Below are 24,606 nucleotides of genomic sequence, written 5' to 3' on the forward strand. Positions count from 1 at the left end.
TGATTTGTTTTACGCTGCAAACTTAGACTGAACACTGTTTAGGACTTAGCCCCGGTTGCAGCGGCATCCTTTTTTTTGTGCTTTCTGAATTACTAAATTTAAATCTGCTTCCACTTTAAAAACTATATTTAAATAAGATGATAAAATATGCTAAGTACAAGAAAAAGATATAGCGAAAAACGGGAAATAGTTTCTAATAGAACTAATCTGCGTGCTCGATACTTTTATAAGCTTCAATCACTTTTTTAACTAATCTATGGCGAATAACATCTTTATCGTCCAGAAAAATCATGCCTACACCTTCAACATTTTTTAATATTAACAAGGCCTCTTTAAGTCCGGATATAGTACGACGCGGTAAATCTATCTGTCCTGGGTCGCCGGTTAATAAAAATTTGGCGTTTTTACCCATACGGGTTAAAAACATTTTCATTTGGTTATGCGTAGTGTTTTGACCTTCGTCCAGTATTACAAAAGCATTGTCTAAGGTTCGTCCGCGCATAAACGCCAGAGGTGCGATTTGTATGGTGCCATTTTCTATGTACATGGCCAGTTTTTCGGCTGGTATCATATCGCGCAAAGCATCGTACAACGGTTGCATGTAGGGGTCTAGTTTTTCTTTTAAATCACCTGGTAAAAAGCCCAGATTCTCCCCTGCTTCTACTGCTGGACGCGTTAAAATAATACGTTTTACCTCTTTATTTTTTAATGCCTGAACTGCTAAGGCAACACCGGTGTAGGTTTTACCTGTTCCTGCTGGACCTATGGCAAAAACCATATCGTTAATACGCATACTTTCTACCAGTTTGCGCTGATTAGCGGTTTGCGCTTTAATGAGTCGGCCTCCAACACCATGCACCAAGACTTCGCCACTAGAATCGGAAGTGGAATAATCGTCGCTGCTATGGCTTGTTAATACGCGCTCTATAACATTCTCGTCTAGCTTATTGTATTTTGTAAAATGGTTGACAAGCATTTTCATTCTGCGTTCGAATTCTTCTAGTAATTCGTCGTCACCAAAAGCTTTTACTTTATTGCCTCTGGCCACAATTTTTAGCTTTGGAAAATGTTTTTTTAAAAGTTCAATATTGGTGTTTTGTGCTCCAAAAAATTCTTTTGGAGTAATTTCTTCAAGTTCGATAATAATTTCGTTCAAAGGCGTAGAATTTGTTTAAAAGTTCTTGTTAGAATTAATCAAATAACTGTTATACAGATGAAAAGATTTATTACTTTTATTCAATTATTTTTATTTGATAAATTTGTCTTCATGAACCTACATTTTTCATGCTAAACATAAAAATGAAAACAAAAATTTTATGTAGGTTTGCTCTATATAAGTTAAAACTCAAAAATACATAAAATTGAGTGACCTAACGATAAAAACATATCAACAATTTGCCAATGGCGATAATAACTTTAACAACTGATTTTGGAGAAAAAGATCACTTTGTAGGCGCAACGAAAGGGGCAATTTACAGTGAATTACCCGATGTTAGAATTGTTGATATCTCGCATTCTGTATCACCTTTTAATATTTTAGAAGCCGGCTATATTACACAAAATGCCTATAAAAGTTTCCCAAAAGGAAGCATTCATATTATAGGCATTGATTCGGAATTAAATGAAGAAAACAAACATATCGCTGTTAAACTAGACGATCATTATTTTATTTGTGCTAATAATGGTATTATGAGTATGATTTGCACAGAAATTGTACCAGAAAAAATTGTTGAAATTAACATACACGATAAAATACAAACCAGTTTCCCTGTGCTAGATGTGTTTGTAAAAGTTGCTTGCCATATTGCCCGTGGTGGTACACTGGAAGTTATCGGTAAAAGTATTCCGGAAATTAAGCCGATTAAAAACATTACGCCTTTTGTAAACGACGATAAAAACCAGATTTTGGGCAACGTTATTTATGTTGATAACTACGGAAATGTTATAACCAATATTAAACGTACTTTTTTTGAATCGGTACAAAAAGGACGCGCCTTCGAAATTTTAGCACGGCATTATAAGTTTAAAAAAATATACCATAAATACTCCGATATTATAAATTTTGCTATCCCCGAAGATCAACGACACGACGAAGGACGCGGTATGGTAGTGTTTAATTCTGGTGGTTTTTTAGAAATTGCGGTGTATAAAAGCAACAGTGCCACAGTTGGGAGTGCATCCACCTTAATGGGGTTAAAATTAATGGATACTGTAAGTGTTAAATTTATAAATGAATCTCTTTTGCCAAAAGGGTTTGAAGATTTAGAAATTGAAGAATAACGGTTTTGCTTCTATGAAATTTAAAATTTCTTCTTTAATGTTGATAAGAATTGTAAAAATGAGAGGATACGTAACTAACACTGAAGCATTTCTTAGTAATTTTGCGTCATGTATACTCATAAAATGATTGATGGTTTTTTGACATATGATTTACACAAACGCAACATCTTTTAACTTTTAACTTTTAACTTTTAACTTTTAACTTTTAACTTTTAACTTTTAACAAAATTAATGTTCGCCATACTTAAAAAAGAAATAAACTCATTTTTTGCGTCGCCCATAGGCTATTTAGTTATTGCCATTTTTTTATTACTTAACGGATTGTTTTTATGGTTATTTAAAGGTGATAACAATATTTTAGACTATGGATTTGCCGATTTAGAATCGTTTTTTGTATTGGCACCATGGATATTAATTTTTCTAATTCCTGCGGTGACCATGCGAAGTTTTTCTGATGAAAAAAAACAAGGCACTATAGAATTGCTTCTCACTAAACCAATTTCACTTATTAAAATAGTATTAGGTAAATATTTTGGCGCTTTTATTTTAATTTTAATCGCCCTTTTGCCAACCTTACTTTACGTATATACGGTATATCAATTAGGAAATCCTGTTGGTAATCTAGATATAGGAAGCACCTTAGGATCTTATTTTGGTCTATTATTTTTAATTGCTGCGTATACCGCTATCGGGGTATTTACTTCCACCCTGTCAGACAATCAAATTGTGGCCTTTATAAGTTCAGTTTTTATATGCTTTTTATTCTATATAGGTTTTGATAGTATTGCTGAATTTACGGCTAGTAATTTTATAGAACAATTAGGCATTAACGCGCATTATAAAAGTATGAGTCGCGGTGTTTTAGATACCCGCGATATTATATATTTCTTAAGCATCACTGTATTTTTTATACTCCTTACAAAACTCAATATTAACAAAGAACAAAAATGATTTTAACACCAGTATTCGTTATTTTATTAATCGTTGTTTTTATTCTAGTTTGGCTATTCACCAATACTATAGATAAACGCAAGTGGTTAAGTTTTTTAATAAGCATCATTTTAACACCCATCGTGTATTTTTATATTTTTTATCCGTTATTAAATATATTTAGCAGCTACCACCACGAAAAATATTTTGACGCCGAAGCATGGAAAGAAAAACCTGCCTACCGTTTTGAAATGAGTAATGAGATTACCCGTCAACAAATGTTTAAGGGAAAAACTAAAAGCGAAGTTCAGGCCATTTTAGGAGAAAGTGAATGGTATGGGTGGGATGATAGTATTAAAGCAAATTCTCCCGAAAAGTGGAATTATAATATGGGCTTTAAACCAGGCGCTTTTAACCTTACGCAAGAATGTTTGGAGCTAGAATTTAAAAACAACAAAGTTGTTAGTGTTAAACAATATCAATTAGAAACTAAGTTTGAAGACACACCTTAAACAAATAATAGCCATAGCCATTGGCTTATTAGCTATTAACTACATTAGCAGTTTTGTATTTAAACGTTTCGATTTAACCGAAGATAAACGCTATACATTAAGCGAATCGGCCATTAACGTAATTAAAGACATAGACGCACCTATTATTGTAGATGTTTTTTTAAGTGGCGATGATTTCCCTTCGGAATTTAGACGACTTCAAAATGAAACCAAACAAGTACTTGAAGAGTTTTCGTCTCAAAACAGTAATATCATTTTCAATTTTATTGATCCGATAGCAGACGATGCTACGCGAGAGAGGAACATACAACAGTTAACCGAAAGAGGGTTAACCCCCATGCAATTAAGTGTTCAGGAAAGCGGAAAAGCAACCCAGGCCATTATTTTTCCATGGGCATTAGCAAGTTTTAACGAGCAGACCGTAACCATTCCATTGGTTAAAAACAAAATTGGGGCATCGCAGCAAGAGTTAGTAACCAACTCTGTTCAACATTTAGAATATGCCTTTGCCGATGGTTTTAACAAATTAACCAAACCTAAAAGTCGTAAAATTGCCGTTTTAAAGGGAAACAAACAATTAAGCGATATTTACATTGCCGATTTTATTAAAAAATTAGGCGAGTATTATTTTATTGCACCATTTACTTTAGATAGTGTTGCTAAAAACCCTCAAAAAACGTTAGATGGGTTGAAAAATTTCGATTTAATTATTTCGGCAAAACCAACCGAAGCTTTTACCGAAGAGGAAAAACTTGTGCTAGATCAATACACCATGCAAGGTGGAAAAAGCTTATGGCTTGTTGATGCTGTAGCCATGGAAAAAGATAGTCTTTACAATGATCGCGGATCTAATTTTGCGGTTACACGGGATTTAAATCTAACCGATTTCTTTTTTAAATATGGTATTCGCGTAAATCCGGTAATTGTAAGCACCTTATACTCGGCTCCTATTACTTTGGCTATGGGCGAAGGTAGCGATTCTCAATTTCAGCACTTACGTTGGCCTTATTCACCTTTAGCATCAACAAATAGCACGCACCCTATTGTAAACAATTTAAATCTGGTAAAATTCGATTTTGCCAACCAAATTGACACCCTTAAAAATAAGGTTAAAAAAACCATTTTACTTGAAAGCGCTCCTTTAACAAAGTTAGAAGGCACACCACGACAAATTAGTTTAGAAGTGGTAACCCAGGAGTTAGATCCTTCAACATTTAACAGCGGAAATCAAAATTTAGCTGTTTTATTAGAAGGCGAATTTCCTTCGGCATATGCCAATCGTATCAAGCCAATCGAGTTAAAAAACATTAAAGACTTTAGTGTTCCAACAAAAATGATTGTTGTGGCCGATGGCGATATTATAAAAAACGATGTTTATAAAAAGTCGCCTCAAGAATTAGGATTTGACCGTTGGACTGGACAAACCTTCGGAAATAAAGAATTTTTACTTAATGCGGTGAATTACCTTTTAGATGATGACGGACTTATAAACATTCGATCGAAAAAAATTGAAGTCGCATTTTTAAATCATGAAAAAATAGCAGAAGAAAAAACAAAATGGCAACTATTAAATATCGTGTTACCTCTAGTGTTATTAGGGGTTTTTGGCATACTTTTCAATTATTTTAGAAGAAAAAAATATGCGCACTAACACATCAAAACCATAGTAAATATTGCGAGTTTGCGAGATTTAAATGTTAATAAGTTTGTTTCCAATTTCAGTCAGTAAAGAATATATTTGTAAGTAGTATTATTTAAACATAAACCAAGCGATTTTAAATGAAACATTCAAAGAAATGTGCTAGTACAATCAACTAGTCAATTTTTAGAATGTTACATGTGACCAATAAAAAATTAAAATTAACACATGAAATTTATAGTATCAAGTACCTATTTATTAAAACAATTACAAGTTTTAGGTGGTGTTATTAACAGTTCGAACACGTTACCTATTTTAGATAATTTCTTGTTTGAATTAGACAATTCGACATTAACAGTTTCGGCTAGTGATTTAGAAACAACTATGGCTTCTTCGTTAGAAGTTGAAAGCGAAAGTAAAGGAAGTGTTGCCATACCTGCTCGCTTGTTACTAGATACTTTAAAAACATTTCCAGAACAACCACTAACCTTTGTAGTGGAGGATAATAACACTGTTGAGATTAGTTCTAACCATGGTAAATATGCCTTGGCCTATGCTAATGGCAACGAATTCCCTAAGGCTGTTTCTTTAGAAGACCCTAGCAAAACAGTAGTTGTTGGCGATGTGTTAGCAACAGCGATAAGTAAGACCATTTTTGCTGCTGGAAACGACGATTTACGCCCTGTAATGAGTGGTGTATTCTTTCAGTTTTCAACACAAGGATTAACCTTTGTGGCTACCGATGCTCATAAACTGGTAAAATATACACGCGAAGATGTAAAAGCGAATCAAGTTGCAGAATTTATAATGCCTAAAAAACCTTTAAATTTATTGAAAGGTATTTTGGCTGGAAGTGAAAATGAAGTGACAATTGAATATAATGATTCAAACGCGAAATTTACTTTTGAAAATTCAGAATTAATTTGCCGTTTAATCGACGGGAAATATCCAAATTATGAAGCGGTTATCCCGAAAGAAAACCCAAATAAACTGGTTATTGACAGAACACAGTTTTTAAATTCTGTACGTCGTGTTAGTATTTTCTCGAACAAAACAACCCATCAAATTCGATTAAAAATTGCAGGAGCCGAACTTAATATTTCTGCTGAAGATATCGATTATAGCAACAAAGCCGAAGAGCGTTTAACCTGTGATTACCAAGGTGACGATATGCAAATTGGTTTTAACTCACGCTTTTTAACCGAAATGCTAAACAATCTAAACTCTGATGATGTACAATTAGAAATGAGTTTACCAAACAGAGCGGGTATCTTAACGCCTAACGATGGTTTAGATGAAGGAGAACAAATTACTATGCTGGTTATGCCAGTAATGCTTAACAGCTAAGATTTCACTATAAAGTAAATAAAAAGGTTCACCAAACGGTGAGCCTTTTTATTTACTTTAAATTAATTGACAAAATTAAAAGTAATTGGATATTTAGGCACTTCGCCATTACTTGTTTTAACGGCATTTATTATTGGGAATATCACCGATAGAATACCCAAAATAATAAAACCTAACAAGCCTAATCCTAAAAATAAAATTAACGGAATACAGATTATAAAGTATATAATTAAGCTTAGCTGAAAATTAATAATATTCTTTCCGTGTTCGTCCATTTGGTAAACTTTATCTTTTTGTGTCAGCCAAATGACTAATGGAATTAATAAACTACCAAAGCCAGTTACTAAGGTGACTAACTGACTTAAATGTGTTATAACTAAAAGTTGATTGTCTTCTCTCATGATGGTGATTGTTTTTGATTGATACTCATAAGACGGATAACCGGCCAAAATGTTACATCATTCGGAATGTGACTTTTATCATAACAAAAGATTTATTGCATGCCTCGCCTACCTTTACCCATGTTTTGATTTCTATGTTCCTGAAACCATTCTGGTTCTTCAATTTCATTATCAAAAATATAATCGGCAATCAGTTTTACATCCTTTTCCGGGTACGGTAATTTCGTCATCACTCCAAATCGTCTTACGGCTCCAAACATTCTGGCGTCCTTTTCGTTTGGGTTTTTAATCCAATTTTGTACATCATTTATAAACTCATCCTTAGTGGTGTTATTAAAAACATAACGTGTTTTAACAGCAATCATAGGTGGTGCCAATCGCTTTTCTTCGGGAGTTTTCGCGTCATGACACGCATAACAATACATTTCCATAAGTTTTTTACCTGGATGCTCTTCTTTTGATGTATTGCCATAAAAATCTAATGACGCTTTATAATTATCTTTTTCTGAATTTTTACATCCTGCAAAAAGCAAAATGCATAGTAATAGTAAGAGAAAATTTTTCATTTATTTAATTATCGATATGAATGACTAAAAATGGAACGTCGATACTAAAGGCGAATTTTTCTAAAGCATGTCGCGTAAATAAGCGTTCAATAAACGAATGGCGCTCACTAATCATTACAAACATTTCAACATTATTATCTTTTAAATAGCGATGCACCTTTTTAAACATATCTTTGTTTTTAACATCGATATAATCATGCTCTGCTTCTTCAAAATAGATGTTAAAGAAATTCATATTTTGAAGTTGCTTTTGCGCCTCTTGAAACTTGTCTGCAATATGCAAGATATGTAGTTTAGAATGGTGTAAAGCCGTCATCTCTTTTAACACACTTAATTGTTTAATATTAAACGTTGTGATATGATTTGTTGTAAAAGCAATTTTTTTTAACCCCGATAAAGTATACCCATCTGGGATGGCTAAAACTGGAGTTTTACAACGTTGCATAACACGTGCCGTGTTGCTGCCAAAAACAACTTTTGCCAAACCAGTAGCGCCTTTGGTGCCCATTACTATCATATCGATATCATATTTGGCAGTCACTTGGTTAATAGAATCAATAAAATTGTCGTAATCTACAATCGCTTCAAATTCATGCTTTTCATTATGATATTGCTTCTTTATTTTTGAAATTATATTTGTAACCGATTTTTTGGCGGCATCAATTATGGTGTTATAAATAGTTGCTGACGTGCTAACACCCATCAAATCATCAGAGATATATGTAGAAGCCCTTTGAACGTTTAAAACATAAAATTTACATGCTTCGTTTCTATACAATTCCAGAGCATAATTAATGGCATTTATCGAATTTTTTGAGAAATCTGTGGGTAATAATATCGTTTTCATTGGTAAGAGTTTTTCTGTTAACAATCTAATTTACAACACATCAATAATTTCATTACAAACTAAAATTTGAATTCATTTTAATTATCTAATAAAAATTGCACGGAATTAAATATAAATTAAGAACAAAGAAAAAACTATGATAAATATCAGTTAGCTACCAGATTAGCAATCCAATAAGAAAATAATATTAGCATAATTTCATAAAGCGTCGTACTTTCGCCGCGTAAATTTTTAATAATACTATTTAACTTATAATACATACTAAAATGATGCGCCTACCTATTATTTTTATTTTATTAATTACGCTTACTTGCAACGTAAATGCGCAAAACAACGCTGTGGCAGCAGGTGAAAAACTCATATTTACTGCCTCATATAACATGTCCGGAATCCTTACAGACCTTGCTCAGGTTAATATGGAAACCAGTGAAGTTAAAACCTCCAAATCAACTTTATTAAAACTAAAATGTACTGCGGTAACTTATAGTAAGTGGGATAATTTTTTTAAAATTAGAGATCTCTATGAAAGTTATGTAAACCCAAAAACACTGACACCTTATTTATATAATAGGGATGTTAATGAAGGTAGTTATTATAAAAACATGAAGTACACCTTTAGTCCGAGTACTAACAATGTTAAATCTATCCAGAAAAGAAAAAACAACAATATAGAGCATAAAGATTTAAAAATTAATCCCGGAACAAAAGATATTGTTTCTACCATTTACTATATGCGCCTGTTAGATTTTAAAAGCATGCCTGTTGGCACTAAAAAAACCTTTACTATATTATTCGATAGAGAAGAAATTAAAGGCTTAATAACCTATTTAGGAAAAGAAACTATTAGCACCGCCATAGGTACCAAGTCTTGCTATAAATTAGCTATTGGAAGTAGCGAAAACGTGCTACAGGGTAAAAACAGCAATTACCTATATCTTACCGCCGATGAAAATAAAATTCCGGTTTACGGAAAATTCAAGATTCCTGTAGGCAATGGGGAATTAAAAATAAAATCTGCTTCTGGTCTAAAAAATTAAATTTATTACGATGAAAAAAGTATTTACAATTTTAGCCATTATAACTTCTGCATTAGCGATTTTAATTGCTGTACTACCAATTTCTAATTTTGCCATATTCCCCGCCATTGTTGCAATCATATCGGGCGTTATTGCCTATATGTTGTCTAAGAAAAACGGACAACCCAAAAAAATTATTCAATTTACATTTTTATTAACCGCCGTAGCCCTATCGCTTAGTGCGTATAAAGCTTTTTTTACGGTGACTAAAGTGGCAAATACAGATGTGATTGATGCCAAAGAAATACAGTTTGAAGAAGATGCCATTCAAGAACTTGAAGGTCTGGACATAAACGATGCTGAATTTGAAGAAATTAATACTGAAGAATTAGATTCGCTAATGTAAAAGTAAGCGATTTCGTATTTTTTTATATATTTACCAAAAGTAGCTTACAAATTTTCTGAATAACGAGTTTTTATTCGTTTTTTAATAGCATTTATTGTAAATTACTTTTGAATAGCTATTATAATCTTAAATGAAATCCTTTTTCATACTCTCAATAATTGCCTTGGTTGGCACTTGCGCATCACCAAAATATACTGCCAAAATTCAAAACCTGAAGGATAGTATAAAAATTGCCGATAGTAGTAACATCATGACCTATGCAAATACCATTACCGCAAGAGAATTGAGTATTCTCTTATTTCAGTTCGCTTCAAAGGAGTTTGAAGGAAGAAAAGCTGGTGAGGCGGGCGAAAAAAAGGCTGCTCAATTTATAAAGGCATACTACCAAAAAGAAGGCATTCCATCACCATTTGGAACTTCAAATTATTCTCAACAGGTTCCAGCTGAATTTTTATCAAAAAACTACAGCACATCCGAAAATTTACTCGCATTTATTGAAGGTTCTACCAACCCAGAGGAGATTGTTATCATTTCGGCTCATATGGATCATTTAGGAATTAGCAATAATGGCGCTATTTATTATGGTGCAGACGATGATGGTTCTGGAACCGTAGCACTCATGGAAATGGCACAAGCTTTTAACCAGGCCAAGAAAGATGGTCATGGGCCAAAACGAAGTATCGTCTTTTTACATTTTACAGCTGAAGAAATAGGTAAACGCGGCTCGGAATATTATGCATCGCACCCCGTTTTTCCTTTAAAAAATACACTGGTAGATCTGAATATAGACATGATTGGCAGAGTTGACAATCTTCATAAAAACAACGATAATTACATCTATTTAATAGGCTCAGACAAATTAAGCAAGGAACTCCATTTTATCTCAGAAAAAATAAACAATTCATTTTTTAAAATCGATTTAGATTATCGTTATAACACCGAACAAGAAAAAAACAGATATTATACGAGATCAGACCATTATAATTTTGCTAGCAAAGACATACCAGTTATTTTTTATTTTAATGGCGAACATGAAGATTACCACCAACCAACAGATACACCAGACAAGATTAATTACAATTTATTAGAAAAACGTACCAAACTTATTTTTGCTACGGCGTGGCAAATAGCCAATCAGGAACACAGATTAGAAATAGATAAAAAAAATGACATTTTAAATTAGTTAAAATGCAGATAAAAATCTCCAATTTTGTAATATAGCAGAATAATAATATTAAAGTAAATGAAAAAAATCGTACTGTACTTTTGCTTCTACTTTTTAATGGTAGGATGCACTTCTTCACAAAGTAAAAAAACATATAAAAATTTAGGCAATCCAGTTGAATTTGCGACTACCATAAGCGCAAAAGATTTAAAAGAAGCGCTTTATATTTATGCTTCAGATGAGTTTGAAGGCAGACAAACGGGCGAACCTGGACAAAAAAAAGCAGTCGAATTTATTAAAGAGCGTTATATGGCATTAGGCATTCCGTCGCCCATAGCTAAAGATGATTATTTTCAAGAAATTCCAGCTAACTTTTTCAACAATCAAGCAAATGGCGATTCTGAAAATGTTTTGGCTTATATAAAAGGAGCTGATAAACCAGATGAAGTCATTGTAATATCTGCGCATTTAGATCATATTGGCATATCTAAAAATGGTGATATTAACAATGGTGCCGATGATGATGGTTCGGGTACCGTTGCCCTTATTGAAATTGCTAAAGCTTTTAAAGCTGCTGCTGACAAAGGATTCGGACCAAAGCGCAGCATCTTATTTTTACATGTTACTGGAGAAGAAATAGGTCTTTATGGTTCACGGTATTACACCGAAGTTGACCCTACATTTCCATTAGAAAATACGGTAGCCGATTTGAATATAGACATGATTGGTCGCGTTGATAAAAAGCATGAAAACAAGCGTAATTATTTATATTTAATAGGTTCTGATAAATTAAGCAGCGAACTTCATGATATTTCTGAAGCAATCAACAAGAAGTACTTTAACATGGAATTTGATTATACTTATAATGACGACAACGATCCAAATCGTTTTTACTACCGTTCCGATCATTATAACTTTGCAAAAAACAATATCCCGGTAATCTTTTATTTTAATGGCACACACGCCGATTACCATAGACCAACGGATACGCCAGATAAAATTGAATACGACCTTTTAGAAACCCGTTCGCGTTTAATATTTCACACCGCCTGGGAATTAGCTAACAGAGAAGACCGTATTAAAGTAGATAAAAAATAAGGTTTTTATCGATTAAAATAAAATAGCCTTTTGGGAAACCAAAGGGTTTTTTTATGGTGCAAAAATAAAGGCAAAGTGTAACCACAAAAAAAGCCTCTCATTTCTGAGAAGCTTTATTTTTGGGTGGAAGACCGGGCTCGAACCGGCGACCCTTGGTACCACAAACCAATGCTCTAACCAACTGAGCTACAACCACCATGTAGCGCACATTCTAAATGCGAGTGCAAATGTAAATGATTTCAAGCTTTTCTACAAAGACTTTTTTTAATATTTTTTAAATGAATTGAAAATAAATTAAAACCGTAAGTTAACTATTTCATATTAAACAAACTATCAACGGCAATATATCGGTCTACCGTAAACCCTTCGGCGTACTCTACCCCTACTAATCGCCCTAAATCTCTAGCTCTATAGGTAATACTGTCTGTAAAGTTTTTGCTAGATATTGGAGTTTCTGGTTCTTCGCTGCTTGCATCGTAAAACTGTGTTTTATAGGCCAACACCGATTTCATCTTTAATTCCATGAAATCTGATACATCTACCACAACATCTGGTTTTAAGTTATTCCACTGTATGTAATGGTACAGCTGCTTTGGCCGCCATGAGTCTTGCCAACTATCGGTATTTACATCCTTTGTATCAATTTTTAATAAACCACTTAAAAAACAAGCATCGCTGACTAATTTACTGCCCTTAGCATGATCGATATGCCGGTCTTCAATAGCATTGCATATAACAATTTCTGGCCTGTATTTACGAATCATTTTAATGAGCTCCAGTTGATGGAATTTATCATTCACAAAAAAACCATCTGCAAATTCCATATTCTCTCGAACGGCAACTCCTAAAATACTGGCAGCCATAGCAGATTCAACTTCTCTAGTTTCTGCAGTTCCTCTGGTACCTAATTCGCCTCTCGTTAAATCGATAATACCTACTTTTTTGCCGTTAGAAACTTCTTTGGCTAAGGTAGCACCACAGCCTAATTCCACGTCGTCTGGATGCGCTCCAATTGCTAAAATATCTAGCTTCATGTTATAATTTTTTTTGCTTCAATTAATTAATTCTCAAATCAACCCATCAATAAATAAAAAGTCGGTAATCCCACAAAGTTCTTGTCACCAATTTAACACTAAAATGCGTTAAAAATTCATTTTTTTATAAAAATATCTTCCAAAGTTACTTCATGATAATAATCATGATTATTGGTAATAATACATTGTAAATTTATGTCATTATCAGAAAAACCAACACATAACTTCCCAACCAAAGGTGTGCTGTAAAAATATAACTTATAAATAAAAATACAGGTCGTTGTAAGACCTTTTCGAAATAATTTATTAATAAGAGTATTAAAAATCAATCAACATGAAAGAAGCACTAACCATTTCTACACATACGAACTTAGAAAAATACGGCTTAAAAAATGTAACGGCAAATTGGAATTTACCTCCTCGAGAACTTCAAAAAATTACTATTGAGAAAAACATGGGGAGAGAAACACCAAATGGCACGCTTGCTGTAAATACTGGGAAATTTACAGGACGCTCGCCTCAAGACCGTTTTATAGTACAGGATGATTACACAAAAGATAAAGTTTGGTGGGGTAAAATAAACAAACCCGTTTCACCTGAAAATTTTGATAAACTTCATAATGAAGTTTTAAAATATCTTTCAGGGAAAGAAATTTACATACGAGATGGTTACGTTTGTGCTGCTCCAGAATATAGAACAAATATTAGAACAGTTACTGAGTTACCATGGTCCAGCATGTTTGTTTTCAATATGTTTTTAAGACCAAGTGAAAAAGAATTAGAAAACTTTGAAGAAGAGTGGTTGGTACTTTGCGCTCCTGGATATGAATGCCCAGACCCAGAAGCTTTTGGCATTCGTCAGGGCAATTTTTCAATCATCAATTTTACTAAAAAAATCGCTCTGGTAGGCGGTTCTGCCTATACTGGTGAAATTAAAAAAGGTATTTTCTCTGCATTAAACTTAGTACTTCCAATAGAAAAGAATGTGCTTCCAATGCATTGTTCTGCCAACGTAGGTAAAAATGGCGATACTGCTATTTTCTTTGGTTTATCGGGTACTGGAAAAACAACGCTTTCGGCAGACCCTGAAAGAAAATTAATTGGCGACGACGAACATGGGTGGACTGCCGATAATACCATTTTTAACTTTGAAGGCGGTTGTTATGCGAAGGTGATTGATTTAACCGAAGAAAAAGAACCAGACATTTATAGAGCCATAAGACCAGGTGCTTTATTAGAAAACGTCGTTTTTCAAGAAGATGGCGAAGTCGATTATATGAGCGGCAAAATAACACAAAACACACGTGTTAGCTATCCTATTTACCACATTGATAATTTTCAAGAAACGCTGCTCGCTAACAACCCTAAAAACATATTTTTCTTAACCTGTGATGCCTTTGGTGTATTGCCACCAGTATCTAAATTAACTCCGGGTCAAGCGGCTTACCACTTTATTTCTGGCTATACGGCGAAAGTTGCTGGTACAGAAGCCGGTGTTACCGAACCAGTACCATCGTTCTCTGCCTGTTTTGGAGCCCCATTTATGCCATTACACCCAACAGTTTATGGTGAAATGTTAAGTACAAAGATGCGTGATGCTGGTGTAAATGTATGGTTAATAAATACCGGATGGAGCGCAGGACCCTATGGTGTTGGATCTCGCATTAAATTAAAATATACTCGAACCATGATTTCTGCCATACTTAATGGTGATTTAGACAAAGTAGACTACGAACAAAACTTTATTTTTGGCTTGTTCATGCCTAAATACTGCCCGGGAGTACCTACCGAAATGTTGGATCCAATGAACACTTGGTTACAAAAAGGTGCCTATGTTGGGAAAGCGATTCAATTGGCACATTCATTCCACTTAAACTTTGAGAAATTTGCGAGTCAAGCTTCTGAACAAATAATTGAAGGCGGTCCGCTAATTGATGAACATCATCATTTACACGAACACTTTTAATACGTTCTTTTTAATAGCAAAAGGAGTTCTTAACGAGCTCCTTTTTTGTTTAAATATAGAATGGTATTTGTCACCAAGCTTTCTCAAAAAAGGCACTTATTTAAAATTTTTATAGGGTATTCCTTAGCATTCTAATATCTTCGCAAAAAAAAATAAAAATGCTAAAAGCTGTAATTTTTGACATGGATGGTGTGATAATTGAAAGCGAACCATTACACCACGCAGCCTATCATAATATGTTTAAAGATGTAAATATTAAGGTTTCTACGCCCTTATACGAATCTTTTACAGGAAAATCGACCATAAACGTTTGCAAGCAAATTTGTGAATTGTATAATTTGGAAGAAACACCCGAATACTTAGTGTCGTTAAAACGAAAACATTTTGATTATATTTTTAATAATGATACTAATTTCGATTTAATTGATGGCGTTTTAGACATCATACAAGAGTATCATAATAACGGACTTACGCTTGTTTTAGCGTCATCTGCCACCATGTCGAGCATTGAACGCATTTTTAATAAGTTTGATTTAAATCCATATTTTAAAGCAAAATTAAGTGGTGCCGATTTAAAACAATCGAAACCCCATCCTGAAATTTTTATGAATGCGGTTAAAGAAACAGGTTATAACACACAAGAATGTATAGTTATAGAGGATTCTACAAGTGGTATTGCAGCTGCTAAAGGTGCAGGCGTATTTTGCGTTGGGTTTGATAGCTTCCACTCTAAAAACCAAGATTATAGTAAAGCAGATTTAGTGATAAAAAAGTTTGAAGAAATTAGTTATGCCAACATTAAAAATTTAATTTAAGCAATAACTAATTATCCTCATTTTCTTTTTTTGCCTTTTGAATAATGGCTTTTAATCTTTCTTTTCTGAGCTGTTCTTCGGCCTTTTTCTTGTTCTTTTTTTGAAGCATTAACTTAGAGTGCTTCGCTTTGTTTTTTGTGTTTTTATCGCGCCCAGTTTTTGCCATTACAACACTTACTTTTTATAATGCTTCGCATAACCTCGGTATGCAAAAAATGCAAGTAATGCAATTAGTCCAAAAGCAATTGCAATCGCATTAAAACTCGCTATTTGCTGACCAGACTGATACGAATGTAACCCTGAAAGGTAGAAATTAACACCAAAATAGGTGAAAATTATACTTGCAAACGCCACAATAGACATCAAACTAAAAAACCAACGACCACGAAGTCCAGGAATTAATCGCATATGTATAACAAATGCGTAAACCATGATGCTTATTAGCGCCCATGTTTCTTTTGGATCCCAACCCCAGTAACGTCCCCAACTTTCGTTGGCCCACATTCCGCCTAAAAAGTTACCAATGGTTAACATTACTAAGCCTACGGTTAAGGCCATTTCGTTTATTATGGTAAGTTCTTTAATATTAACATCCATTTTTGCTTTATTGTTTTTCGTAGTGAAAATCATAAGCAATAATGCCACAATGCCTAGAATCATTCCTAAAGCAAATGGCCCATAACTTGCCACAATAACTGCCACATGAATCATTAACCAATAACTATTCAATACAGGTTGCAGATTTGCAATTGCTGGATCCATCCAATTCCAATGCGCAATCATGAGCAACATGGCGGTTACAAATGCGGTAGAAGCTACGGTTAAATCACTTTTTCTTCCAAAAGCTAATCCGAAAAACATCACAGACCAAGCCACATAAATCATCGATTCGTAAGCATCACTCCAAGGCGCATGACCCGAAATATACCATCGGGTTATCAACCCTAAAGTATGCACTATAAACAATCCTAAAATGATGACTTTAAAAACCGTTACCGAAATATTAATCGCTTTATTTTTCTCTTTAAATATTTGAACAATCAATAACACAAACAACAAACTACCAGCATATAAATACCAGCTAAATAACTTTTTAAAAATATCGTATTTGTTGTATAAAACTTCGGCATTAATTTTCTTATCGGTAAGCATCACTGCAGCACCAATATCATGCTGTGTTTTTTTGAACGCTTCTAAAAGTTTTTCTGCTTCGGAATAATTACCCGTTTGTTTGGCATTATTTAAAGTATATAAATACATTTTGAATCCGTTCTTAATGAAGTTTCCGTATAAGGAATCTTCAACTTTAACCGTTCCATATTGGTAATCGTAAGCCGAAATCCATTTGTTGTTTTTATCATTTGGAATAGGAAATATTTTTAAAGACATCCCTTCAACGGTATTGTATAAAAGATTAACCCGTTGATCGGCTTCTTTAAATTCCTTCTGAAATCCGTTAGGCGCTAAAGCTTTATAGGCATCATCTAAATACGGTGACAATTTATATTCGCCGCGCTCGGTAAAAAAATCGGCCAGCGATACGTATTTTTCACTTTCAGCAACCCCTATAATATGTCTTAAAGAATCGGCCTTTTTTAATGCTAAGTAAATAATGGGCACGTTATACCATAACGTTGGACTTTCCTGAATAGATAAAAATACCTGATTGGCATCATAACCTTCATAATGATCACGCTTACTCAGTTTACGAAGCATTTCAGACGCATAGGTATTTACAGGCATCATTCGTCCGCTTAAATCTTGTATTACTAAACGCCCAAACAAATCGGCATGCTCTTTAGATGGCATATTTGCTGCTAAAACAGAATCAATCTGTGTTTTTGTTGGCTTATTATGATTATGGCCGTCATTTTCAGAATGCGTTTGAGAAAACGAATGCATTGCAAAACCCAACAATAAAACCGCTAACAATTTTGCTTTTTTTGCTTTCACTTTATTTAACTGTTTCTTTAAATCGCCAAACCTTGAATTTTTAGTAAATAAAATGGCCATTAAACCAAAATAAAGTAAAAAATAACCGATGTATGTTAACAAAGTCCCCCAATAATCGTGATTTACAGAAAGCACTGTTCCTTTTTCGTCGGGATCGAAACTTGATTGAAAAAAGCGATAGCCACCATAATCTAAAATGTTATTCATATAAATTTTATAATCAAAACTCTCTGCCTTTTCATCTATAACGGTAACCTGACTCGAGAACGACGAATAGCCCTTTTCTGTACCTGGGTAACGCTCTGCTTCGAAATCATTAAGCTTAATTGCGAATGGTAATTCTATAACTTTAGAACCATACTTAAAAGCAAAATCTAATCCACCAACTTTTATTTGCTTAAAGGCATTGTTCAATCCTTTACCACCTAAAAAACCGATGCTTTTAGATTCACCATTGGTAGTCACTCTCAGGACTACGCCAGCATCATCTTGTGGTGTAACTTCTTCTTTTTGAACGATACCAAATTCTCCTTTTACCAGTGGTTCTGGAAATACCATTTGCATATTCCCAATGATATAACGAGAGCGTAATATTAATGGCTGTATACTATCTTTAACCAATTTACCTTCTGCCATTGTAGCCATGGTCATGTACTCACCTTCAAACGGCGATTGTATGGTAAACGCATTGTCTTTATGCATAATATTTATGGCGCCATTGGTAGGATTATTAAGAGATATTAAAGTACCATGAAAACTTTTAATTTCGCCATCTTTCAAATAGTGTGTATGCCTCCCATCACCTCCGGCTTCAACAATTTTTAAATACGCACTTCCGTTTTCATCCGGAATAATTGCTTCTTCTGCACCTTCAATAAATTTTTCTAATTCTATAGTAACAGGCTGCTGATTGTATTTCGTTTTTATTTTAAAACGGTTATTTAAACGCGCAGAAAAATCAACTTCACGCTCTAAAGGTAAACGCTGTGGTACACCATCTATTAAATAATCGCCATCAATGTATGCCGTGATATATGTTTTTTGAGATAAAAATCTGTTTTCGGTAGCGCCTTCGCGAATGGCAATCATACCTTCATAACTTACATAACGGGTAACAAATGCCCCAAGCAAGATAAAAATGAATGACAAATGCAAAACCAAAGTAACCCATTTCTCTTTTTTATGTAATTTAAATCTGAAAATATTCCCTACAAAATTTACCACAAATAGCAGCATGATAGCTTCAAACCACCAGGCATTATAAATTAAATTTCGGGTATAAGGTGTTGGAGATGTATCCTGTCCTGCATCTAAAAAAGTACCTGTTGCCATTGCTGCAGCAAATACAATAAATAAGATACCAGTAAGTCGAGTTGAAAAAAGAATTTTGGCGAGTTTATTTTGCATAATGAGTTCTCTTTTTTTGAGGTCATGCAAATTTATGGGATTTATTTCATTCAGAAATGATAAAGGTCATATAAATAGAAGTGAAAAAAGAATTATTATTATGATTTTATTTATTCCGAGCCTGAAATATATTGAGATACAAAAACGTACTCATTTTTCTAGCGCGCTGTTTGGCATTGTTAGCATAATCGCCTACAAAAAGTTCATCAATGGTTTCAAACCATAAATTTAGCCATAATCCAAAATGCTCTTGTGTAATGGCGCTATCATGTGCTTTATCTACCTCAATGTGAACCTCGAGCGGATTACCTAAATACTTACTTTTCAAAAATAAACTCGACTCCCAAAACGAGGTTAAGTTTTCCAGATGCGCATCCCAGTCTTTTATGGTTTCATTAAAAAAAGGCCCTAAAACATGGTCGTTTCTCACCTTTTTATAAAAGGAGGTCACCAATAAAAAAATATCTGCTCTTGTTTGAATGTCTGTTTTCATCATCATCAAAATTACGGCTAAATTTATAAATAATCTTAATGTCTTTATTCTTTAAAAAGAGTTGTTAACTTTTAACTTTATACGCATAACTTTTAACATAACTTATGTATTTTTGCTGCATGGTTTCAGTAGTAATTCTTGGTGCTGGCAATGTCGCCACACATTTATTTAAGGCTTTTAGTAACACAAATCAAGCGGTCGTTATTCAATGGTATAATCGGAATTTAAACGCGTTAAAAAGTTATAAAACTTCGGTTGAAATTACAGATGATTTATCGCAACTTAAAGAAGCCGATTTATACATTTTAGCAGTAAGTGATGATGCCATAAAACCACTTTCATCGTTACTTCCTTTTGAAAACAGATTGGTGGCTCATACTTCTGGCAGTGTAAGTTTGTACGATATTGATAAGAAACACAAACGTGGTGTTTTTTACCCGTTGCAATCGTTTAGCAAATCTGCAGACATCAATTTTGCCGATGTTCCCGTTTGTATTGAAGCACTAAAAAGCGACGATTATCACGTTTTAAAAAATTTAGCCATTGCCATTGGCAGTCCGACTAAAAAAGTGAACAGCGACCAACGCAAAGTATTGCATTTAGCTGCGGTTTTTGTTAATAATTTTACCAATCAGCTTTACCGCATTGCCCATGAAATAACCGAAAGTGAAGGCGCCGAATTTGATGTGTTAAAACCACTAATTTTAGAAACTGCAAAAAAAGTTCAGGATTTATCGCCTTACATGGCACAGACAGGACCTGCAAAACGCAACGATAAAAAAACCTTAAGGAAGCATTTAAAACTTCTAAAAGACCCACACCATAAAGACATTTACAATTTATTAACCAGTTCGATACAACGCACCCATGGAAGAAAAAAGCTATAAAGAAATTTTAAATCAGATTACCACGTTTATTTTTGACATCGATGGTGTATTAACCGATGGCTCTGTTTTGGTAACCACTACGGGCGAACTTTTAAGAACCATGAACATTAAAGATGGCTATGCACTAAAAACGGCTATAGACCAAAAATTTAATATTTGTATTATTTCGGGAGGATCGAATGAAGGTGTTAAATCAAGATTAGAAGCTTTAGGTATAAAAGATATTTATCTGGGAACCCACGATAAGATTAAGCATTTAGAAGAGTTTTTAAATAAATACAACATTAAAAAAGAAAATGCGCTTTATATGGGCGATGACATACCCGATATGCTGGTAATGAAATTAGTTGGTTTACCTTGCTGTCCGCAAGATGCCGTACCAGAAATTAAAGCAATTTCAAAATACATATCGCACAAAAAAGGCGGCAAAGGCGCTGCAAGAGATATTATTGAGCAAGTATTGAAAGTTCAAGGAAAATGGCTGGGTAGTTTTGATGCCAAATATGATTAATTGGGTATATCTAGCATCGTTATCACGAAACATGTCATTAATAACCGTTCACTAAATGCGCAGTATTTTAAACCTAATCCGCTGGAAAAATTTACTTATGATTGCTTTAGTGCAATTATTAATAAAATACGCGCTTTTAGAACCGTTCGGGGTTCATACAAGTTTAAACACTTTAGGTATTTTACTGTTAATTTTTGCGACTACCAGTATTGCTGCTGCCGGAAATATTATAAACGACATTTATGATGTTGAAACAGATTTTATAAATAAACCAAGCAAGCTTATTGTCGGGAAAACTGTTTCAGAAAAAACTGCTTACAATTTATTTATCATTTTTAATGTTATAGGTGTTGGAGTTGGGTTTTATTTGTCCAACTATGTGGGCAAAAGTGCCTTCTTTTCCATATTCGTAATTGTTTCGGCTTTACTTTATATTTATGCAAGTTATTTAAAACAAATGCTTTTAATAGGCAACATAACCATTTCTTTTTTAGTTGCTCTTAGTTTAATTGTGGTTGGAATTTTCGAATTGCTTCCAGAGATTACCAATTTAAATAGACAAACGCAATTAACCTTTTTTAAAATAATTTTCGATTACGCTACTTTTGCGTTCATCATTAATTTACTTCGAGAAATTACAAAAGACATTGAAGACATTGACGGCGATTACAAGGTGGGCATGAATACATTACCCATTGTAGTTGGACGAGAACGCGCTGCCAAAATATTGTTTGCACTGTCATTTATTCCTATATTGGTAGTTGGGTATTATGTTGTGAATTCACTTTATAAAAATCAGTTCGCGGTACTTTATTTTTTAATGCTCATTATTGGTCCGTTACTTTATACAAGTATTAAAACATTTAATGCCACAACCAAAAAAGAGTTTCATCATATAAGTAGTCTTTACAAACTAATCATGCTATCTGGAATGCTTTCTTTACTTTTATACAAGTTTATTTTACTATAAAATGTTAAACGAAAAACTTAAAAATCATCACATTATTCTGGCATCTGGTTCACCCAGAAGACAAGCGTTTTTCAAATCGCTGGGTCTTGATTTTGAAATACGTTTAAAACCCGTTACCGAAGACTTTCCGCCGCGATTAAAACATTTTGAAATAAGTGATTATTTAGCGCAGTTAAAGGCATTACCCTTTAAAAATGAGTTAAAGGATAACGACATTTTAATTACAAGCGATACCATTGTATGGCACAATAATCAAGCTTTAGGAAAACCAAAGCATGAAGAAGAAGCCTTCAACATTTTAAAATCGCTAAGTAACGCAACTCATGACGTGATAACTTCTGTGTGTTTTACAACCAAAACTTTCGAAAAAACATTAAACGCTGTTACTAAAGTGAGTTTTAAAAACTTAACAGACGAAGAAATTCTTTACTACATAAAAACCTGTAAACCATTTGATAAAGCCGGTGCGTATGGCATTCAAGAATGGATTGGAGAAATAGGAGTTACCAAAATAGAAGGTTCGTATTTTAACGTTATGGGATTACCAACACACATCGTTTATAAAACATTGAATGATATTGTTAATGAATTGTAAAAACCAGAAAATCCTAATCACGGTTTTATTTTCTAACGTATATTTGTCTACCTATCAATCTTAACAGAACAACAAATGCATTTTATAGAAAAATTTCAAAGTGAATTAATTATAACCGGATTTGTTCTCCTTTTTTTACTCATTGTACGTTACAGCACTAATTTTGCAATAACAAAGATTGCACGAAAAAGTGGGATTAATGAAGCAAGAATCCGATTGATAAGACGTTACGTTACTGTAACTTTAGTGGTTATTGCTTTTCTTATTGAATCGTTTGTTTTTGGCACCAACCTAGAAAAAATTGCTTTTATTTTCTCATCGGTTTTTGCCGTATTAGGGGTTGGTTTATTCGCCATTTGGTCCATTTTAAGCAACGTTACTTCGGGCATCATTATGTTTTTTAATTTCCCTTACAAGGTGGGCGATAAAATAGAAATACATGATAAAGATTTCCCAATTACCGCAGTTATTGAGGATATTAGGGCATTTCAATTACACCTAAGAATAGATAACGGAAATCTTGTAACCTATCCTAACAATTTAATGCTTCAAAAAGCGGTTACTTTAATTGAAAAAGATGCCATTGAAGATGATTTTGATTCTGATATTGATGCCATTTAAAAATTCCATATATTTATAAAATGGGGAAGATTAAAACCAAAAGGCATCATAAAAAAGTAGGAAAAGCTCCGGGAAGTATGATTTATACGGGGCATAAATCTTCTAAAAAACTATTTATTGAAGCTTTTGATTACAACGTTGAACGATGTATAGAAAAAGAACTCAATAATGTAGAAGAAATATTTCAAATAAATCTATCCAACTCCATTACATGGATTAATTTAAATGGCTTAAACCATGTTACCGAAATTGAAAAATTAGGGAAACATTTCAATTTACACCCCTTAGTTTTAGAAGACATTGTAAGTATTTCGCAACGACCAAAAATAGATGAGCACGAAGATTACCTATTCGTTGTACTTAAAATGCTTTACAATGATAAAGATGATAATATAGTCTCAGAGCAGGTTAGTTTTATACTAGGCACAAACTATGTGCTAACTTTTCAAGAGTCTGAAGGCGATGTTTTTGATACCGTTAGAGAACGCATCCGCCACGGAAAAGGAAGGGTTCGCACCATGAAATCAGACTATCTTCTCTATATTTTAATGGATGCCGTAGTAGATCATTACTTTACAATTATTGAAACTATAGGTGATAAAATTGAAGTTTTTGAAACCGATATTTTCTCAGGCAACGTCGAAAAATCTATCAATAAAGACATTCAAGACTTAAAAAGAGAAATTCTTAGAATGCGTCGTGCCATTTTTCCGCTTCGCGAAGTTATTAACCGCATTGAAAAACACGAAAGCGAACTTATTCAACCCAAAACAAAAGCCTTTTACCGCGATATTTACGACCACTTAATTCAGGTTTCTGAAAATCTGGATATATATCGGGAAATGATTTGGAGTTTAATGGATATGTACATGACCTCCATTAGTAATAAAATGAACGAAGTGATGAAAGTACTAACCATTATGGCTTCTATCTTTATTCCACTTACATTTATTGCTGGTATTTATGGTATGAATTTCGATTATATCCCAGAATTGCATTATAAGCATTCTTATTTTATTTTATGGGGTGTAATGATTGTTCTTTTTCTTGGAATGCTCCATTACTTTAAACGTAAAAAGTGGCTTTAAACTAGTTAATAAGTAATCGTTATTAACCATAACAATCAAGAGACAATTTAACGTTAAAT

General features: G+C 33.6%; 25 protein-coding genes and 1 tRNA gene. 17 read left to right on the forward strand and 9 right to left on the reverse strand.

Features of this window, described 5'->3' with window-relative positions:
- Positions 1-202: 202 nt before the first annotated feature.
- Positions 203-1,156: a PhoH family protein gene (locus ACFQ0I_RS12525; RefSeq protein WP_379942762.1), complete on the reverse strand. Its 954-nt coding sequence runs from the start codon at positions 1,154-1,156 to the stop codon at positions 203-205.
- Between the two features lie 245 nt (positions 1,157-1,401).
- Between ACFQ0I_RS12525 and ACFQ0I_RS12530 the strand changes: the two genes are divergently transcribed.
- The 5 genes from ACFQ0I_RS12530 (at position 1,402) to dnaN (ending at position 6,708) form a co-directional block, all read left to right on the forward strand.
- Positions 1,402-2,280, forward strand: a complete 879-nt coding sequence (locus ACFQ0I_RS12530) for an SAM hydrolase/SAM-dependent halogenase family protein (protein ID WP_379942764.1) — start codon at positions 1,402-1,404, stop codon at positions 2,278-2,280.
- Between the two features lie 231 nt (positions 2,281-2,511).
- Positions 2,512-3,231, forward strand: coding sequence for a gliding motility-associated ABC transporter permease subunit GldF (gene gldF, locus ACFQ0I_RS12535; protein WP_379942766.1), 720 nt, complete (start codon positions 2,512-2,514; stop codon positions 3,229-3,231).
- Positions 3,228-3,722, forward strand: coding sequence for a hypothetical protein (locus tag ACFQ0I_RS12540; RefSeq protein WP_379942768.1), 495 nt, complete (start codon positions 3,228-3,230; stop codon positions 3,720-3,722). Before gldF ends, ACFQ0I_RS12540 begins: the two co-directional genes overlap by 4 nt.
- Complete coding sequence (gene gldG / locus ACFQ0I_RS12545; RefSeq protein ID WP_379942770.1) at positions 3,706-5,373, forward strand: gliding motility-associated ABC transporter substrate-binding protein GldG; 1,668 nt, start codon at positions 3,706-3,708, stop codon at positions 5,371-5,373. Before ACFQ0I_RS12540 ends, gldG begins: the two co-directional genes overlap by 17 nt.
- 216 nt (positions 5,374-5,589) lie before the next feature.
- A complete protein-coding gene (dnaN, locus tag ACFQ0I_RS12550) occupies positions 5,590-6,708 on the forward strand; it encodes a DNA polymerase III subunit beta (RefSeq protein WP_379942772.1) in 1,119 nt (372 codons plus the stop codon).
- 62 nt (positions 6,709-6,770) lie between these two features.
- Here the strand turns inward: dnaN and ACFQ0I_RS12555 are convergent, their stop codons facing one another.
- From ACFQ0I_RS12555 to ACFQ0I_RS12565, 3 genes are all read right to left on the reverse strand, one after another.
- Positions 6,771-7,109: a DUF4870 domain-containing protein gene (locus ACFQ0I_RS12555; protein WP_379942774.1), complete on the reverse strand. Its 339-nt coding sequence runs from the start codon at positions 7,107-7,109 to the stop codon at positions 6,771-6,773.
- 92 nt (positions 7,110-7,201) lie between these two features.
- The gene (locus tag ACFQ0I_RS12560; RefSeq protein ID WP_379942776.1) at positions 7,202-7,675 is read right to left on the reverse strand and encodes a hypothetical protein; all 474 of its coding nucleotides are present in this window, start codon (positions 7,673-7,675) and stop codon (positions 7,202-7,204) included.
- A 4-nt stretch (positions 7,676-7,679) separates the two neighbouring features.
- Positions 7,680-8,522, reverse strand: coding sequence for a universal stress protein (locus tag ACFQ0I_RS12565; protein ID WP_379942778.1), 843 nt, complete (start codon positions 8,520-8,522; stop codon positions 7,680-7,682).
- A 266-nt stretch (positions 8,523-8,788) separates the two neighbouring features.
- Between ACFQ0I_RS12565 and ACFQ0I_RS12570 the strand changes: the two genes are divergently transcribed.
- From ACFQ0I_RS12570 to ACFQ0I_RS12585, 4 genes are all read left to right on the forward strand, one after another.
- A complete protein-coding gene (locus tag ACFQ0I_RS12570) occupies positions 8,789-9,559 on the forward strand; it encodes a DUF3108 domain-containing protein (protein WP_379942780.1) in 771 nt (256 codons plus the stop codon).
- A gap of 10 nt (positions 9,560-9,569) precedes the next feature.
- A complete protein-coding gene (locus ACFQ0I_RS12575) occupies positions 9,570-9,944 on the forward strand; it encodes an FUSC family protein (protein ID WP_379942782.1) in 375 nt (124 codons plus the stop codon).
- A 130-nt stretch (positions 9,945-10,074) separates the two neighbouring features.
- Positions 10,075-11,127: a M28 family peptidase gene (locus ACFQ0I_RS12580; RefSeq protein WP_379942784.1), complete on the forward strand. Its 1,053-nt coding sequence runs from the start codon at positions 10,075-10,077 to the stop codon at positions 11,125-11,127.
- 60 nt (positions 11,128-11,187) lie between these two features.
- Positions 11,188-12,207: a M28 family metallopeptidase gene (locus tag ACFQ0I_RS12585; protein WP_379942786.1), complete on the forward strand. Its 1,020-nt coding sequence runs from the start codon at positions 11,188-11,190 to the stop codon at positions 12,205-12,207.
- A gap of 121 nt (positions 12,208-12,328) precedes the next feature.
- Here ACFQ0I_RS12585 and ACFQ0I_RS12590 read toward each other — a convergent pair.
- A tRNA-His gene (locus ACFQ0I_RS12590) sits at positions 12,329-12,404 on the reverse strand.
- Positions 12,405-12,518: 114 nt separating this feature from the next.
- A complete protein-coding gene (bshB1, locus tag ACFQ0I_RS12595; RefSeq protein ID WP_379942788.1) occupies positions 12,519-13,241 on the reverse strand; it encodes a bacillithiol biosynthesis deacetylase BshB1 in 723 nt (240 codons plus the stop codon).
- A gap of 334 nt (positions 13,242-13,575) precedes the next feature.
- Here bshB1 and pckA point away from each other — a divergent pair, with 334 nt between their 5' ends.
- Together pckA and ACFQ0I_RS12605 are read left to right on the forward strand one after the other, a co-directional pair.
- On the forward strand, positions 13,576-15,207 hold the full coding sequence (gene pckA / locus ACFQ0I_RS12600; protein WP_379942790.1) for a phosphoenolpyruvate carboxykinase (ATP): 1,632 nt from the start codon (positions 13,576-13,578) through the stop codon (positions 15,205-15,207).
- Between the two features lie 158 nt (positions 15,208-15,365).
- A complete protein-coding gene (locus ACFQ0I_RS12605; RefSeq protein ID WP_379942791.1) occupies positions 15,366-16,022 on the forward strand; it encodes an HAD family hydrolase in 657 nt (218 codons plus the stop codon).
- A gap of 7 nt (positions 16,023-16,029) precedes the next feature.
- On the opposite strand, the gene ACFQ0I_RS12610 is transcribed toward ACFQ0I_RS12605, so the two are convergent.
- The 3 genes from ACFQ0I_RS12610 to ACFQ0I_RS12620 form a co-directional block, all read right to left on the reverse strand.
- Complete coding sequence (locus ACFQ0I_RS12610; RefSeq protein ID WP_379942792.1) at positions 16,030-16,188, reverse strand: hypothetical protein; 159 nt, start codon at positions 16,186-16,188, stop codon at positions 16,030-16,032.
- Positions 16,189-16,196: 8 nt separating this feature from the next.
- Positions 16,197-19,382, reverse strand: a complete 3,186-nt coding sequence (gene ccsA, locus ACFQ0I_RS12615; protein ID WP_379942794.1) for a cytochrome c biogenesis protein — start codon at positions 19,380-19,382, stop codon at positions 16,197-16,199.
- Between the two features lie 106 nt (positions 19,383-19,488).
- Complete coding sequence (locus ACFQ0I_RS12620) at positions 19,489-19,878, reverse strand: group III truncated hemoglobin (RefSeq protein WP_379943047.1); 390 nt, start codon at positions 19,876-19,878, stop codon at positions 19,489-19,491.
- Positions 19,879-19,994: 116 nt separating this feature from the next.
- On the opposite strand from ACFQ0I_RS12620, the gene ACFQ0I_RS12625 reads away from it, so the two are divergent.
- The 6 genes from ACFQ0I_RS12625 (at position 19,995) to corA (ending at position 24,547) form a co-directional block, all read left to right on the forward strand.
- Positions 19,995-20,762 (forward strand): Rossmann-like and DUF2520 domain-containing protein, encoded by a 768-nt coding sequence (locus ACFQ0I_RS12625; RefSeq protein WP_379942796.1) that lies wholly within the window; start codon positions 19,995-19,997, stop codon positions 20,760-20,762.
- Entirely contained in the window at positions 20,743-21,273 is a 531-nt protein-coding gene (locus ACFQ0I_RS12630) for a KdsC family phosphatase (protein WP_379942797.1), read from the forward strand. The genes ACFQ0I_RS12625 and ACFQ0I_RS12630 overlap by 20 nt, the downstream gene beginning before the upstream one ends.
- Positions 21,274-21,328: 55 nt before the next feature.
- Positions 21,329-22,243 carry a geranylgeranylglycerol-phosphate geranylgeranyltransferase gene (locus ACFQ0I_RS12635; RefSeq protein WP_379942799.1) on the forward strand — a complete coding sequence of 305 codons (915 nt, stop codon included), beginning with the start codon at positions 21,329-21,331 and terminating at the stop codon, positions 22,241-22,243.
- A gap of 1 nt (position 22,244) precedes the next feature.
- A complete protein-coding gene (locus ACFQ0I_RS12640) occupies positions 22,245-22,838 on the forward strand; it encodes a Maf-like protein (protein WP_379942800.1) in 594 nt (197 codons plus the stop codon).
- A gap of 75 nt (positions 22,839-22,913) precedes the next feature.
- On the forward strand, positions 22,914-23,459 hold the full coding sequence (locus ACFQ0I_RS12645) for a mechanosensitive ion channel domain-containing protein (protein ID WP_379942802.1): 546 nt from the start codon (positions 22,914-22,916) through the stop codon (positions 23,457-23,459).
- Between the two features lie 20 nt (positions 23,460-23,479).
- Positions 23,480-24,547: a magnesium/cobalt transporter CorA gene (gene corA / locus ACFQ0I_RS12650; protein WP_379942804.1), complete on the forward strand. Its 1,068-nt coding sequence runs from the start codon at positions 23,480-23,482 to the stop codon at positions 24,545-24,547.
- Positions 24,548-24,606: the final 59 nt, after the last annotated feature.

It is taken from the genome of Mariniflexile aquimaris, assembly GCF_042676825.1.
Classification (GTDB): Bacteria; Bacteroidota; Bacteroidia; order Flavobacteriales; family Flavobacteriaceae; genus Mariniflexile; species Mariniflexile aquimaris.